Below are 15,134 nucleotides of genomic sequence, written 5' to 3' on the forward strand. Positions count from 1 at the left end.
CATGCCTGTCCCTCTTTTTCTGATTTATTAAGTTACTTGCAAAAGATTTTGCCATTGCCCACCCCCTAGGGTAAAACTAACTCTGTTTGCACCGTGCCAGCCCTCTCAGCTTGGGCAGTGATGGTCAACTTTTCTCCGGGTTGACCCTTAATTATCCAAGTCAAGTGGTAGCGATAGTCAATTCCATTGGCTAAGGAAGATTTCGCTTTATTAGAACGTCCTTCCAAGTGGGGTAATTCCTGGTGAACTTTACCAGTGATTAAGGCGATACTGTCTGGTTTTTCCAAACTAACTTGAATGGGACGTACCGCTTTCCTTTCCAGCGCTTTTTGACTGGTGTAGGTGGGCAAAAAACCTTGGTTTTCCCATTGCACTGTAATTTGGTAAATATTTTCTCCCTGGGCGGTAATTTCGGTTTTAGCCACTGCTAAGCAGGGGGACATCAGGGCATGGGTGAGGGCAAAGCGAAACTGTTGTTCACAAAGTCCGGGCAAAAACTGGGCCGGTGCATTTTGCCACATGGTTTTAAAACTCCAACCGCCAATTTCCACCTTACCCAGTTGGGAATGGTCAAAGGGTTGCCAATGAACAAAACCCTCTCCATTCAAGGCTTGATCATTCCATTGCATCAGCTTGTAATCGTCCTCTGGAGGATGCCAACGGAACCATTCGATTAAATCTTCTTTTTCAATGCCCGCCGCAGTGGGAGCATCCCAAAGTTCCACCGTAAAACCAAACCAACCGTAGTGATCATACGCATAATCATCCATTACCCCATAGATGACTTCCTTGGGATGGTAGCGAAAATCATGGTAGGCAGAAATACAGTTATAGCCAGTTAAAGCTTTGCCTTTTTCCCCCAGAATTTTGTACACATTTAAATCTTCCACGGGTAAATTTTCGTCCGCTTGGGAGGCGTAGGGCCGCAGAATCACGGCGGAATAGGTATGGTAGCTAATAAAACCGTTAATATTGCGATGCTGTTGCCAAAATTCCGCTTCTGCTCTGGTTTCTGGCTCAGAAAAGGGGAAATCCCCGGCCCCCTGCTGTTGTCCCTCCGGGGCCCATTGGTGGGGATAGTTGCGGTTAAAATCCAATCCTTCCTGGCTGGGGGCGAGGTCGAATTCATAGCCGTCATAGTTGCGGATCAGCCCCTCTGGCAACAAAGTGTAGTATTCGCCGCCAAATTCCTCTGGCGATCGCCCGATCATTACTCTGGGGTCTTGGTCAGAAATTTTCCAGGCGCCACAGGGATCGGGAAGGCGCATTTGCAAAATTAAACCATCACCGTTGACATCCTCGGGATATAAACCATCCCGTTCTTCCGGGTAGGGATAGGGCCGCACGCTGGAGCGTAACAGATAGGGGGTAGTTAAATATTTCTCCGCTCCATCCATGGCTAAGCGGGGCAGGACGTAGACGGTGTAGTGGTCGAGCAAGTGGGTAATTTGGGCATCTTGCCCATACTTGGTCATCAGTTGATGCAGACAATACAAAGCCACCGCTGACCCCGTTACTTCCCCGGCATGGGTGTTGGCATCGATCCAGTAGCCGGGTTTATGGCGATAGTCCCCTGTGTTCTGATTAGTGGCGATCGCCGCCCAAATATTTCTACTGGCATAGCTTTGGCCGATGACTTGCACCGTTAGCAAGGAACTGTAACTAGTTTGCAGTTGTTGCAAAAACTGGTCTATTTCTTTGTAGGTGAAATAGTGGCTGAAGTCGAAGGGGGGAACGGTCATGGGGGACGCAACGGATCGCAAAGGATGAATAACGATGGGGATTGGCTTAAACTCAGATCCCAAAGTCGTACACCATCAATCTATACCTAATACCATGGCGATCGCCAATTACAGAGCCATTACACCGAACCAGTGGCAAGAATGGGTGACAGCGGCCCAGTACCGAGCCCTCAACGGCAAGTTGCCCCAATACATTCCTCAGTTGGGCTTGGTTAATCCAGGCAATTTTGCCCTAGACATTGGCGACCAACACGGTATTATTTACGAAGCTGGGGATACTAACCTAACGTTCAGTTTGATGAGTGTGGTTAAACCCTTGCTCTGGCTGTACATACTTCATCACCGGGGTTGGCAGTGGGCCCAGCAAAAAGTTGGCGATCGCCCTTCGGATTTACCGTTTAATTCCGTGGAGCAATTAGAGCAAGATGGCGGTTATCCCCGCAATACCATGGTCAACAGTGGCGCTATTTGCTTAGCAGGTCATATCCCTGGAGCAACGGCAGAGCAACGGTGCAAAAACTTTCTCACTTGGTTAAACCACACCGCCCAATGTCAACTTTGGCTTGACCAAGAACTATTGGCCTCAGTCCATTCCCTACCCAATCCCCACAATCAGGCGATCGTCCATTTATTGGCAGAAAAAGGTTATGTGGAGGATGCGGCCCTAGCTCTGGAAGCCTATAACCAACTTTGTTGTTTGAGTGGTTGCCTCAAGGATTTATTCAAGCTAGGCCTAATGTTGCAATGTCCCCAGCCGCCGTTACAATTGGACACCACTGCCAGGGTCAAGGGCACCATGGCCAAAGCGGGACTTTATGAGATGTCAGAATCATTTTTTCAACGCACTGGCTTCATTTGCAAATCTGGGGTTAGTGGCTTAGTCCTGGCCTGTTTGCCGGCTCAGTCACCGACCATTTTTGCTTGCTATAGCCCCCCTTTGAATGAAGAGGGAAACCCTGTGGCTCCCCTGGCACTACTGGAGTTTCTAGCAAAGTTCATCTTTGGAAATTCAAGAAATAATCATGCCTAATCTAGTCTTGTTTGATGTCAGGAACGTTATAATTTGGCTAATTAAAAACAATAATAATTTGTTAGACAAGTTTTCGTGAGGTTTTAAATGATTACAACTTTTAGCAAACCATCTTCTCTAGTTCACGAAATTCATCTAGAAAAGGTCGGTAGCTGGAATTTATTTAAGTTTAATGAATCTTTACAATTACGAATGGAAGATCTTCTACAAAAGAAAAAATCCGACCAAATTACCGTCGAAGAAGTTGCTGAATTGGATGCCATTGGTGAGTTAGACCGTATTTTTACGCACATTAACGCAATGCTAGCAGCCCAAGATGTCAATCAGTGAAGATCTCAGACAGGCTATTCGAGAACGGGCAGGATATATCTGTGAATATTGTCATTCCTCAGAACGATTAAGTGCAAACAGATTCACCGTTGATCATGTAATTCCCAAATCTTTAGGTGGTTCCGACACGTTTGATAACCTTGCACTTGCTTGTCGTCGTTGTAACGAAAGGCGCTACAATTTCGTCGCTAGTATAGATCCACGAACTAAGAATATTGTTGCCATTTTTAACCCCCGCCAACAGAATTGGGCAGAACATTTTACTTGGACAAATAGAGGGATAATAATACAAGGAACCACGCCGACCGGTCGTGCGACTTGCATAAGACTCGATTTAAATGATACTCGTTATCCAGAGGAAGACTCTATCCGAGGAACGCGACTATTTTGGTTGAAAACGGGACTACACCCTCCCATAGATGATCCCTGCCGCGATTGAAGTAATTCGATAATTTTCCCGACCTGTTGAACTTTTTAATGGAGTTTAAAAAATCAATGGAGATGAACTGAAATCAAATGAAAATTGGTGTTGTTGGTTTAGGTTTAATTGGATCTTCCCTGGCGGGAGATTTGCGTCGTCAGGGCCATTATTTGGTAGGAGTATCCCGGCAACAAAGCACCTGTGAGAAAGCAGTAAAAAGGCAATTGGTGGATGAAGCGGGGCAAGATTTATCTCTTCTGCAAACAGCGAAAATAATTTTTCTTTGCACTCCGATCCAACTAATTTTGCCCACCTTGGAGAAGCTTATTCCCCACCTAGCTCCCACCGCCATTGTCACCGATGTAGCCTCCGTCAAAACGGCGATCGCCGATCCAGCAATTAAACTCTGGAAAGGCTTTATTGGCGGTCACCCCATGGCGGGCACAGCGGCCCAGGGTATTGACGGAGCGGAAGAAAATTTATTTGTCAATGCTCCCTACGTGCTGACTCCGACAGAACATACTGACCCGGAGCAATTAGCTTGTTTGCGTTCAGTGTTGGAACCCCTGGGGGTAAAAATTTACCTCTGTGCTCCAGAAGACCATGACCAAGCCGTAGCCTGGATTTCCCATTTACCGGTGATGGTCAGTGCCGTTTTGATCCAAGCCTGTGCTGGGGAAAAAGATGCGGATATTCTCAAACTAGCCCAAAATCTGGCCAGTTCAGGTTTTCGGGATACCAGTCGGGTGGGAGGCGGCAACCCGGAGTTGGGCACCATGATGGCCACCTATAACCAACAGGCCTTACTAAAAAGTTTGCAAGATTATCGCCGACAGTTGGATAACTTGATTACCCTGATTAGTAACCAACAATGGCCAGAACTCCATCGTCTTTTGCAGCAAACTAACGGCGATCGAGAAAGTTACATTAAGTGAACCCCCGGCGATCGCCGGGGGAATCGGAACCATAATTTAGAACAAATTTAGGAACAATGGGTGCCCACGGCATGGCTTTCTGTTAAAAATAAACAAGCACTGCCCTTTCCTGTTCAGAGCGCATGACCAACCAGCCCACCGCATCGGTTCCTTTTCAACGCCCCTGGCACGACTATCTCAAATTCAGTACGGATCATAAAGTCATCGGCATTCAATATTTGCTGATGTCCTTCTGCTTTTTTTTAGTGGCGGGATTATTGGCCATGATTATCCGGGCGGAATTGCTTACGCCCCAATTGGACGTGGTGGACCGTAGCCTCTACAACGGTCTATTCACCCTCCACGGCACCATTATGATTTTTCTCTGGATTTTTCCAGCCAATGTGGGATTAGCCAATTACTTAATTCCCCTGATGATTGGCGCTAAGGACGTGGCTTTTCCGGTGTTGAATGCGATCGCCTTTTGGCTAATGCCTGTGGTGGGAGTGTTACTGATTGGTAGTTTTTTCTTGCCTACTGGCGCAGCCCAGGCCGGCTGGTGGTCCTATCCTCCGGTGAGCATCCAAAATCCGTCTGGTAATTTCATTAATGGTGAATTTCTTTGGCTTTTGGCAGTGGCCACTTCCGGCGTTTCTTCCATTATGGGGGGGGTTAACTTCGTCACCACCGTCTGGAAATTACGGGCACCGGGGCTAACCCTATTGAAAATGCCCGTTTACGTCTGGACAATTTTGAGTGCCCAAATTTTGCAACTCTTTTGTCTGCCAGCCTTGACCGGCGGGGCGGTGATGCTATTGTTTGACCTCTCCTTTGGCACCACCTTTTTTGATCCCTTTAACCAGGGCAACCCGATTATTTATCAACATTTATTTTGGTTCTATTCCCACCCGGCCGTGTACGTCATGGCCCTGCCCGCCTTTGGGGTATTTTCGGAAATACTACCGGTTTTTGCCCGTAAACCACTCTTTGGCTATAAAACCGTCGCCATCTCTTCTTTTCTCATTGCTATCCAAGGCACCTTCGTCTGGGTACACCACATGTTTACCAGTGCCACCCCCAACTGGATGCGAATGTTTTTCATGGCTAGCACCATGCTTATTGCTGTGCCCACCGGCATTAAGGTTTTGGCCTGGACAGCCACGGTGTGGCGAGGAAGTTTGCGCCTAAAAACCCCCATGTTGTTTTGCTTAGGGGGAATTTTAATGTTCCTATTTGCTGGCATTACGGGCATTATGTTGGCTTCCGCCCCCTTCGATTTACACGTTAATAACACCTACTTTGTGGTGGGGCATTTCCATTACGTTGTCTTCGGCACCGTGACCATGGCCATTTATGGGGCGATTTACTTCTGGTTCCCGAAAATGACTGGGCGTATGTATAACGAAGCCTGGGGTAAGCTCCATTTTGCTTTGACTTTCATTGGTGCCAACCTAAACTTTTTCCCCATGCATCCCATCGGACTACAGGGGATGTTACGGCGCATTTCTTCCTACGATCCAGAATATACAGCTTGGAATGTGATGGCTAGTTTAGGAGCGTTCTTGCTGGGCATGTCCACTTTGCCCTTCATTGCCAATATGGTGGCATCTGCTTTCCAGGGTCGTCGGGTGGGCAATAATCCCTGGAATTCTTTAGGTTTGGAGTGGACCACCCCTTCACCGCCACCGGAGGAAAATTTCGAAGTTATTCCCACCATTACAGTGGAACCCTATGGCTACGATCGCCCTGTGGATTTGACCACCGAAGTAACAACGTAGTGTTGGTCTTTTCCGCCGTTGACCCTGTTAACTGAGCAAGCATACGAGGAAATCTTATGGAATCAGGTAATCATCTCCCCCATGTCGAACCGACGGAAGAGCAGGAACCGGATAATTTAGGCTTTGGTTTTCCCGTCTTTTTAATGTCGGAAAGTGTGGTATTTCTCAGCTTTTTTGTTACCTACACCATTCTGCGGCTGACCAATAAACCCTGGTTTCCCCCTGGGGTAGACGGTTTAGATGTGACTAGGGGAGCCATTAACACCTTAGTGCTAGTTACCAGTAGCGGGGCTATCATCTTGGCGGAAAAAGCCCTGCACCGTGGAGAAATGAAGTTGTTTCGCCTATTGTGGTTAGCCACCATAAGTCTAGGAATTGTTTTTCTTTTTGGTCAGGCGGCGGAGTGGGCAGGTATGCCCTTTGGCCTGGATGCGGGATCAGCGGGAGGAACTTTCTTCTTGCTGACTGGTTTCCACGGACTGCACGTTTTTACCGGGGTTTGCCTTTTGCTTTACATGTATTGGCGTTCTCTCCAGCCCCATAATTTTGATGGGGGCCATGAGGGGGTAACGGCGATCGCCTTGTTTTGGCATTTTGTCGATGTTATTTGGATTATTTTGTTTATTTTGCTCTATCTTTGGCCGGTGAATTAAGTCTTCGGACTTATTCAGACCAAGCATCCCGGAGTAGGATCAGGGTAAAAAGATTGTTTTTTAACAAGGATACAATTCCTAGGGAGAGGTGGTGATATGACGATTGATCTAGAAACTCGTCAACAACAAACTTTAACCAAGCCCAAAGCAGGTCATCTTATTCTGCTTGATCCGGTTAGTTGGAATACATTCAATCAGTTACTAGAAGAATTAGGGGAAAAACGAAGTCAAAGATTTGCCTATGACTGTGGAATTTTAGAAATTATGAGTCCCCTGGGTATTCACGAAAACAACAATCGCTTCATTGACGACCTTATTCGAGTGATCGCCGACGAATTAGGACTAAATCTGAAAAAGTTTGGCTCATTAACGTTAAAAAGTGACCGAACTAAACAGGGAGTAGAGCCAGATTCCTGTTATTACATAAAAAATGAACCCCAGGTGCGGGGCAAGCAACACATTGACCTCACAGTGGACCCTCCCCCCGATTTGGTGTTGGAAATTGATATTACCAGTGGCTCCTTGAACAAGTTCCCCATCTACAGCAATTTAGGCATACCGGAAATTTGGCGTTATGACTGCGATCGCCTGGCGGTATTTGTGCTTCAACCGGAGTCAGGGCAGTACGAGCCGGTGGATCAGAGTCCTACTTTTCCCTTTTTGTCCCTGGAACAAGTCCCTTTGGTAATTGAGCGCAGTTTGGCGATCGGAGAGACGGCGGCTCTGAAGGAGTTTCGCCAATGGTTAAGGGCCAATCCTTAACTGTTTTCTACCTTGCCCCCTAATCATTCGTTAGCTATTTTCATGCAGATGGGTTTAAATCTTTTCAGCCTTCTCCTGCTGGATTTCCCCAATTAACTGAGCTAGATGATGGCGATCGGCCTGGTAGACTTCACCGCAAAAATCACAGGTGGCTTCGGCCCCATTGTCCTTTTCTATCATATCTTCTAGTTCATCTTGCCCCAGCATTTTTAGAGCTCCCAGCACCCGAAGAAAGGAACAGCGACAATCAAACCGTAAAAGTTGCACTTCCGGCAAAATGGCCAGACCAAAATCCCCCAACAATTCTTGAAAGATATCTTTGAGGGATTTGCCCGAACGCAACAGGGGAGTGAAGCCAGTCAGGTGCCCCAGTCGGGATTCCAGAGCGGCAACTAAGGATTCGTCCCGGGCGGCCTTGGGCATTACCTGTAACAGTAGTCCCCCAGCGGCGGCTACCCCATCCTTGCCCACAAAGACCCCCAACAACAAGGCCGAAGGAGTCTGTTCGGAGGTGACCAAATAATGGGTGACATCCTCACCAATTTCCCCGGAAACTAACTCCACTGTGCTGGAGTAGGGATAGCCAAAGCCCACATCCCGCACCACATAGAGAAAGCCATCCTGGCCCACTGCGCCCCCCACGTCCAACTTCCCTTGGGCATTGGGAGGGAGTTCCACCGAAGGATTTTGTACGTACCCCCGCACGGTACCGTCTAAACCGGCATCTACCAACAGACCCCCGAGGGGACCATTACCACGGATGCGGATATTTACCCGGGATTTTTCCTGCTTCATGCTAGAAGCCAGCAGTAACCCAGCGGCCATGGTGCGGCCGAGGGCGGCGGTGGCAACGTAGGAAAGGCGATGGCGTTGGCGGGCTTCCTCCGTCAGGTTGGTGGTAATTACCCCCACTGCGCGAATACCTCCATCGGCGGCGGTGGCGCGGATCAATTGGTCTGCCATGGGTTGCTGAAATGTTGCCTGAATTTTGTGATGCTTCTATTGTGCCAACTAGCCCCTAGGGAGATCAAACCGGTCGGCATTCATCACTTTAGTCCAGGCGGCCACAAAATCATGGACAAATTTTTCCCGATTGTCGTCCTGGGCATACACCTCTGCATAGGAGCGCAGGATTGAATTGGAACCAAACACTAGGTCAACTTTGGTGGCAGTCCATTTCATTTCTTCCGTTTGGCGATCGCCGACTTCATAAAGATTGTTGCCCGCCGGCCGCCATTGGTAGGCCATGTCAGTCAGATTGACAAAGAAGTCGTTACTCAATACCCCCACCCGGTCGGTGAAGACACCATGGCTAGTACCTCCATGGTTGGTGCCCAACACCCGCATACCACCGATTAAAACAGTCATTTCCGGTGCCGTTAGCCCCATTAGTTGGGTGCGCTCCAACAGTAATTCTTCCGGTGACACCGCGTAGTCCTGTTTCAGCCAGTTGCGGTAGCCATCGTGGATCGGTTCTAGAGGGGCAAAGGATTCTGCATCGGTCATAGCTTGGGTGGCATCTCCCCGGCCTGGCAGAAAGGGAACAGTAACCTCAATCCCTCCATCAAGGGCTGCTTTGGCGATCGCCGCTCCTCCTCCCAACACAATTAAGTCCGCTAGACTGACTGGCTTAGCAAAATTAGCTTGGATATTTTCTAGCACAGCCAAGACTTTTGCCAATCGAGCCGGCTCATTACCGGGCCAATTCTTTTGGGGATCTAAGCGGATCCGAGCCCCATTAGCCCCCCCTCGATAGTCAGAACCACGGAAGGTGCGGGCATTATCCCAGGCAGTACAGACCAATTCGGCAACGGTGAGGCCGGAGGCGAGAATTTGTTGCTTTAGATCCTCAATTTCCCCTTCAGAAAGAGTGTAATCCACGGCGGGAATTGGGTCTTGCCAAATCAAATCTTCCTGGGGCACATCGGGGCCAAGGTAACGACTTTTGGGTCCTAAATCCCGATGGGTCAACTTAAACCAGGCCTTGGCAAATACCTCCGCAAAATAATCCGGCTCCCGATAGAAATGCTCCGAAATTTGTCGGTAGATGGGGTCCTTGATCATGGCCATATCGGCATCGGTCATGATGGGATTGTGGCGGATGGTTGGATCCTCCACATCGACGGGCTTATCTTCCTCTTTAATGTTGATCGGTTCCCATTGCCAAGCCCCGGCCGGACTTTTTTTCAGTTCCCACTCGTGGTTAAACAACATGTAAAAGTAACCGTTATCCCACTGGGTCGGGTGAGTGGTCCAAGCTCCTTCGATGCCACTGGACATAGTTTCTCTTCCCACACCTTTGCCGTTCCGGTTATGCCAGCCCAAGCCCTGCTCCACCACATCAGCCCCCTCAGGTTCTGGCCCCATAAGCTCGGCTTTACTGTTGCCATGGCATTTGCCTACGGTATGGCCCCCGGCGGTGAGGGCAACAGTTTCCTCGTCATTCATAGCCATGCGGGCAAAGGTAGTGCGGACATCCTGGGCTGTGCGCAAAGGATCTGGCTGGCCATCTACCCCCTCGGGGTTAACGTAAATTAATCCCATCTGTACCGCGGCCAAGGGATTTTCTAGACTTTCCCGGTTTTCACTGCCATAGCGATGGTCACTAGAAGCAAGCCATTCCTTTTCTGCTCCCCAGTAAATGTCCTTTTCCGGGTGCCAAATGTCTTCCCGACCGCCGGCAAAACCGTAAACTTTGAGCCCCATCGACTCGTAAGCCATGGTGCCGGCCAGAATAATCAAATCTCCCCAGGAAAGTTTATTGCCATATTTCTTTTTGATCGGCCAGAGCAGGCGACGGGCTTTGTCCAAATTGACGTTATCGGGCCAGCTATTAAGGGGGGCGAAGCGTTGGTTGCCAGTGGCGGCTCCACCTCGACCATCGGCAATGCGGTAGGTGCCAGCAGCGTGCCAGGCCATACGAATCATCAATCCGCCATAATGACCCCAGTCGGCGGGCCACCAACTCTGACTATCAATCATCAGATGGCGTAAATCTTTTTTGACGGCGGCCAAGTCGAGTTGTTGAAAGGCTTCCGCGTAACTAAACCCATCGTCCATGGGGTTTGTTTTCTGGTCATGCTGGTGCAATATGTCTAGGTTCAATCCATTGGGCCACCAGTTGAGGTTATTTTTCTGCTCGGTTGTGTTTGCTCCGTGCAGTACAGGACATTTACCGGCAGGTATTTGATCATTAGCCATGGTTTTTCCTTATTTGATTATGTGGGGATCAAGAAAACTTTTTAGATCCAACTAAACTCCCTGCCCTTCTCCCGGGGAAATACTTGCCTGTAAGGAAAGGTCTGGGAATCAGGGGTTACTTAGATTATTTAGACTGTGGTTCTTGATGGCGATAGACTCTTGGGTATTTGTTAGTACCTGCTGTTGAACTGATGGCAGACTAAAGTGATGAAAGTCTGGTTAAAATCCACCAAGACCATGGTGTTATATTCTCTCGGGTATAACCATTAGTCAATGAGTAAAATTTCCCAGAACGCTAGATCCTAGGTGTGATTGCAGCTTCCACTTTCAGGTTCGTTGCCATGGAGCCGGCGATCGGGGCACAATGATAGGGCTATCTTCAAAACTGTCGCCACTTTCATGACCCTTGCCAATCCTTCTCCTACCAACTTTTTGCAGCAGTTAGTTCGACAGTGCCTGAAAACCCTGGCGGATCTCCGTCTGGCGATCGCTCTTTTGCTGTTGATTTCCGTTTTTAGTATCAGTGGCACGGTAATTGAACAGGGGGAAAGTTTGAGTTTTTATCAACAAAATTATCCCGAAGATCCGGCTCTATTTGGATTGTTAAGTTGGCAGGTGATTTTACAATTAGGTTTGAATCAGGTCTATCGAACCTGGTGGTTTTTGGGCTTGCTAATACTTTTTGGCTCTAGTCTAACTGCCTGTACATTTAACCGCCAATTTCCTGCCTTAAAAGCAGCCCGTAGTTGGCAGTTTTATCACCAACCAAGGCAGTTTAATAAACTAGCTCTAAGCTTCTCTCTGCCCCATGGAGATAGAAACAAAATTGAAGATTTACTTCAGAATAGGGGATACAAAATCTTCCAAGAAGGTGACAGTGTTTATGCCCGTAAAGGCTTAATAGGAAAAATAGGTCCTATCATTGTTCACGCCGCCATGTTAATCATTTTGGGAGGAGCCATTTGGGGCGCATTGACAGGTTTTTTTGCCCAACACATGATTCCCAGTGGCGAAACCTTTCAGGTAAATAATATTATCGAAAAAGGTCCCCTTGCCGACAGCCAAATCCCCAAAGATTGGGGTATCAAAGTTAATCGTTTTTGGATTGATTACACAGAAGATGGAGCTATCGATCAATTCTATTCTGATCTGTCTGTGGTTAGCAGCGAGGGGGAAGAATTAAACCGTCAAACCATCTCCGTTAATCACCCTTTACGTCATCAGGGAGTTACTTTTTATCAAACCAATTGGGGCATTGCCGGAGTGAAAGTACAACTCAATAATAGTCCTGTGTTGCAACTTCCCATGGCCCCTTTACAAACCGCCAATGGTGGGCAGTTGTGGGGGGCTTATATTCCCACTAAAACCGACTTTAGCGAAGGTGCAGCCCTATTAGTTAAAGACCTCCAAGGTACGATGATCATTTATGACCAAGCGGGCAATTTGACGGATGCAGTGCGGGCTGGTTCTACGATGGAAATTAACGGAGTCAATATAACAATCAAAGAATTAGTGGGTAGCACCGGTTTGCAAATTAAAGCTGATCCGGGCATTCCCTTTGTTTATCTTGGTTTTGGTTTATTGATGGTGGGAGTAATGATGAGTTATGTTTCCCATTCCCAGGTATGGCTATTGAGTGTTCAGGGGGATGGTCAAGAGGAACTTTATTTAGGAGGAAGAACTAACCGGGCCCAGGTTGCTTTTGAGCGGGAAATATTGATGATCGCCGAACAAGGACAGGGAGAACTAAACAGCGGGATCAAAGTTAATGCTTAAGGTTAATCAATCTTGGCGGAACAGATTTTTTCTTGTTTTAAATTTCCCCAGGACGATGGGAGTAGTTCTGTTTACAGCAATATCTTTTTTAGCTGGCGGCTGTGGAACGGACATTACTAGCTACCCAGTATTTATGAGAAATTTTCAAGAATCAGTTCCCAGTGGAAATATTAATTCTGATAAAGGTACTTTGCTTATTTGGTTCGCCCTAGACTCTGCCTACCTACATGAGTCTCAAGTAGAACGCTATCATCAATACTTAGCAAGCATGGTGGAAGAATTTAAAAAAGCTTATCCCGGCGTTAAAATTAATTATAGATTTGTTGCCAGTGACGACCTTGTAGAACACTATCTCCACGACATTGACCACAGTTTTGGCCCCGATTTGGTTTTGACTAAAAATTTGTACTTAGGGCGCTTAATGGAACGCAACGCCCTATTTCCAATTCCCTACAATGAAATTGCGCTTGATAATTTTCGTCAGGATGCCCTCAGTCAGATGGAGTATGGAGGAAATTTGTATGCAATTCCCGTTACTTTAGGCACTCAAATCCTTTGTTATAACAAGAAAAAAGTCAAACAAGTTCCTAATAATTTAGATGAAATAGTTAGCCTTTCCCGTCAGGGCTATTCCTTTGGCATTACTTCAAATTTTAGTGATACTTTATGGGGATTAGGAGTCTTTGATGGCAAAGTTTTTAATCAAGAAGGAGAAGTAATTCTAAACCAGGGAGCTTGGAGTAAGTGGATGGAATTTCTGATTACCATCAAAAATGAACCAAACGTTGTTTTCATCCCCACGTCCTTAGCTACTAATCGGGCTTTTAGTGAAGGTAAATTAGCTTACATTACCTGTTGGAGCTTAGCTATCCCAGAACTAATTACCAGCTTAGGTCTAGAAAATCTGGGCATTGCTCCCCTGCCCGGTTTACCTGGAGCCCCTTCTTCACCCGCATTAACTGGTTTTTCTTTTGTTTTAAATCCAGCAAGCAATGACCAACAGCGCAGGTTAGCTCTAAAAGCCGCTACTTTTTTTACCAATACTGAACAGCAACAACAATGGATTTTAGAGTCTAGATCTGCAATTCCAGTTAATGTTCATGTGCAAATACCATCTAACCTTTTTAACATTCAAGCACAATTAAAAAAACAATCCTTGACTGCTAACTCCTATAGCATGGAAGAAATCAATAAAATAGAATTTATGTTAGATATTGGTGAAAGATTTTATACCAGTGTCCTTTCTGGGGCAATTACTTCCCAAGCAGCGGCCCAGGAAATTACGCAACAAACCAATCAGTACTTTGGTAAGCAAGCAGACCATGAATCAAAGCATCAGTGACCTTAATTTTTCCCCTTTAGAGTCAGTTTTCTTCAGTTTTTGGCATATGGGGCAACGGCCTTTGGTGCAGGGACAATTGGTCTTAATCTTGGGTGCTATGATCACAGCCTATACCATGGCTAAAATCGGCTGGTGGTGGTTAAAAAAAAGGTATCACTGTGCCCAACTCTTTTTAAATTATTCTCCCAGGCGATCGCCACTGGATTGCTTACTATGGGCTGGACACTTTTTTCTATCGCCATTATTTCTGTTTTTGCTGTTGCTATTTGTTCATACTATTTATCGACGACATAGCTATTATGATGGACTAATTGACCATACCATTATCTTAACATTAATACTTATATTCTATCGGGCTGTTATTTTTTTCGCTAGCTTTTGTTTTCCTATTCAACAAATTGAATATTATCGCTCCCACTTATTCCGTCCAATACTCTTTTATTTATTTGTAGCTAGCACAATTAATTTAGTAGAAGATTATCTTCGTCTGGTCAACACTCCATTTTTTGATGCTTTTCAAACCCCCGTTACCATTAGGAGTATTTTATTGATCACCTTTGGGGTTTATCTTTGGGTGATACTTTCCTCCTTAATTTGCAAAATAATCATTTATTTAATCTCCAATGGTAACCAATTTGATCCAGGCTTTATTCGAGCAGTTTCAGTGTTAATTAATTATGGTTTAATTGGCTTTGGTCTTTTTGGCATTTTAGGCTTTGTAGGCATTAATCCAGCTATTTTTGCCACGGTTACAGGGGGATTATCAGTTGGAATTGGTTTTGGACTAAAAGAAGTAATCAGTAATTTTGTCAGTGGAGTCTGGTTATTGATAGAAGGGGCTTTAAAACCAGGAGATGTAATTAATGTGGGGGGGGAAATGAGTCGAGTAGAACAATTAGGGATGCGGGCTGTCACGGTTAATATTATTCGAGATAATACTGATCGAATTATTCCCAATCAAGTCTTTTTTACGGAAGAAGTTAATACTTACACCGGTAGAAATCATCTTGTTTATTGTAGTGTGATTGTGGGGGCTAGTTATAAAGCAAATCCCCGTCAAGTCATTGATTTATTAATAGATTTAGCCACAGATAATCCTGATATTCTTCCTCAACCTAAGCCCGCCGCTTTTTTGTTAGATTTTGCCGATTCTATAGCAAAGATTGCTAAGATTAGGACATAATG

The 15,134-nt window shown here is 46.4% G+C and carries 13 protein-coding genes; 10 read left to right on the forward strand and 3 right to left on the reverse strand.

Going from position 1 to position 15,134, the window contains the following annotated elements:
* Positions 1 to 65: 65 nt before the first annotated feature.
* Positions 66 to 1,742, reverse strand: coding sequence for a M14 family metallopeptidase (locus IQE94_RS00140; RefSeq protein ID WP_212721339.1), 1,677 nt, complete (start codon positions 1,740 to 1,742; stop codon positions 66 to 68).
* Between the two features lie 34 nt (positions 1,743 to 1,776).
* Between IQE94_RS00140 and IQE94_RS00145 the strand changes: the two genes are divergently transcribed.
* From IQE94_RS00145 to IQE94_RS00175, 7 genes are all read left to right on the forward strand, one after another.
* The gene (locus IQE94_RS00145; RefSeq protein ID WP_212721341.1) at positions 1,777 to 2,772 is read left to right on the forward strand and encodes a glutaminase; all 996 of its coding nucleotides are present in this window, start codon (positions 1,777 to 1,779) and stop codon (positions 2,770 to 2,772) included.
* 87 nt (positions 2,773 to 2,859) lie between these two features.
* Positions 2,860 to 3,102 carry a hypothetical protein gene (locus IQE94_RS00150; protein ID WP_212721344.1) on the forward strand — a complete coding sequence of 81 codons (243 nt, stop codon included), beginning with the start codon at positions 2,860 to 2,862 and terminating at the stop codon, positions 3,100 to 3,102.
* Positions 3,089 to 3,541 carry an HNH endonuclease gene (locus IQE94_RS00155; protein WP_212721347.1) on the forward strand — a complete coding sequence of 151 codons (453 nt, stop codon included), beginning with the start codon at positions 3,089 to 3,091 and terminating at the stop codon, positions 3,539 to 3,541. The genes IQE94_RS00150 and IQE94_RS00155 overlap by 14 nt, the downstream gene beginning before the upstream one ends.
* Positions 3,542 to 3,618: 77 nt before the next feature.
* Complete coding sequence (locus IQE94_RS00160) at positions 3,619 to 4,458, forward strand: prephenate/arogenate dehydrogenase (RefSeq protein WP_223342451.1); 840 nt, start codon at positions 3,619 to 3,621, stop codon at positions 4,456 to 4,458.
* 122 nt (positions 4,459 to 4,580) lie between these two features.
* Positions 4,581 to 6,215: a cbb3-type cytochrome c oxidase subunit I gene (locus IQE94_RS00165; RefSeq protein ID WP_223342452.1), complete on the forward strand. Its 1,635-nt coding sequence runs from the start codon at positions 4,581 to 4,583 to the stop codon at positions 6,213 to 6,215.
* Between the two features lie 56 nt (positions 6,216 to 6,271).
* A complete protein-coding gene (locus IQE94_RS00170; protein WP_212721354.1) occupies positions 6,272 to 6,868 on the forward strand; it encodes a cytochrome c oxidase subunit 3 in 597 nt (198 codons plus the stop codon).
* A gap of 96 nt (positions 6,869 to 6,964) precedes the next feature.
* Positions 6,965 to 7,630, forward strand: a complete 666-nt coding sequence (locus tag IQE94_RS00175) for a Uma2 family endonuclease (protein ID WP_212721357.1) — start codon at positions 6,965 to 6,967, stop codon at positions 7,628 to 7,630.
* 54 nt (positions 7,631 to 7,684) lie between these two features.
* Here IQE94_RS00175 and hslO read toward each other — a convergent pair whose 3' ends face one another.
* Positions 7,685 to 8,593: an Hsp33 family molecular chaperone HslO gene (gene hslO / locus IQE94_RS00180; RefSeq protein WP_223342453.1), complete on the reverse strand. Its 909-nt coding sequence runs from the start codon at positions 8,591 to 8,593 to the stop codon at positions 7,685 to 7,687.
* A gap of 48 nt (positions 8,594 to 8,641) precedes the next feature.
* Complete coding sequence (gene katG / locus IQE94_RS00185; protein ID WP_223342454.1) at positions 8,642 to 10,831, reverse strand: catalase/peroxidase HPI; 2,190 nt, start codon at positions 10,829 to 10,831, stop codon at positions 8,642 to 8,644.
* A gap of 399 nt (positions 10,832 to 11,230) precedes the next feature.
* Between katG and IQE94_RS00190 the strand changes: the two genes are divergently transcribed.
* The 3 genes from IQE94_RS00190 (at position 11,231) to IQE94_RS00200 (ending at position 15,132) form a co-directional block, all read left to right on the forward strand.
* Complete coding sequence (locus IQE94_RS00190) at positions 11,231 to 12,607, forward strand: cytochrome c biogenesis protein (RefSeq protein WP_212721382.1); 1,377 nt, start codon at positions 11,231 to 11,233, stop codon at positions 12,605 to 12,607.
* A 55-nt stretch (positions 12,608 to 12,662) separates the two neighbouring features.
* The gene (locus IQE94_RS00195; RefSeq protein ID WP_223342455.1) at positions 12,663 to 13,949 is read left to right on the forward strand and encodes an extracellular solute-binding protein; all 1,287 of its coding nucleotides are present in this window, start codon (positions 12,663 to 12,665) and stop codon (positions 13,947 to 13,949) included.
* Positions 13,950 to 14,064: 115 nt separating this feature from the next.
* A complete protein-coding gene (locus IQE94_RS00200) occupies positions 14,065 to 15,132 on the forward strand; it encodes a mechanosensitive ion channel family protein (RefSeq protein ID WP_223342456.1) in 1,068 nt (355 codons plus the stop codon).
* The last annotated feature ends 2 nt before the right edge of the window (positions 15,133 to 15,134 follow it).

This window comes from Synechocystis sp. PCC 7339 (assembly GCF_019924095.1).
In the GTDB taxonomy this organism is placed as follows: Bacteria; Cyanobacteriota; Cyanobacteriia; order Cyanobacteriales; family Microcystaceae; genus Synechocystis.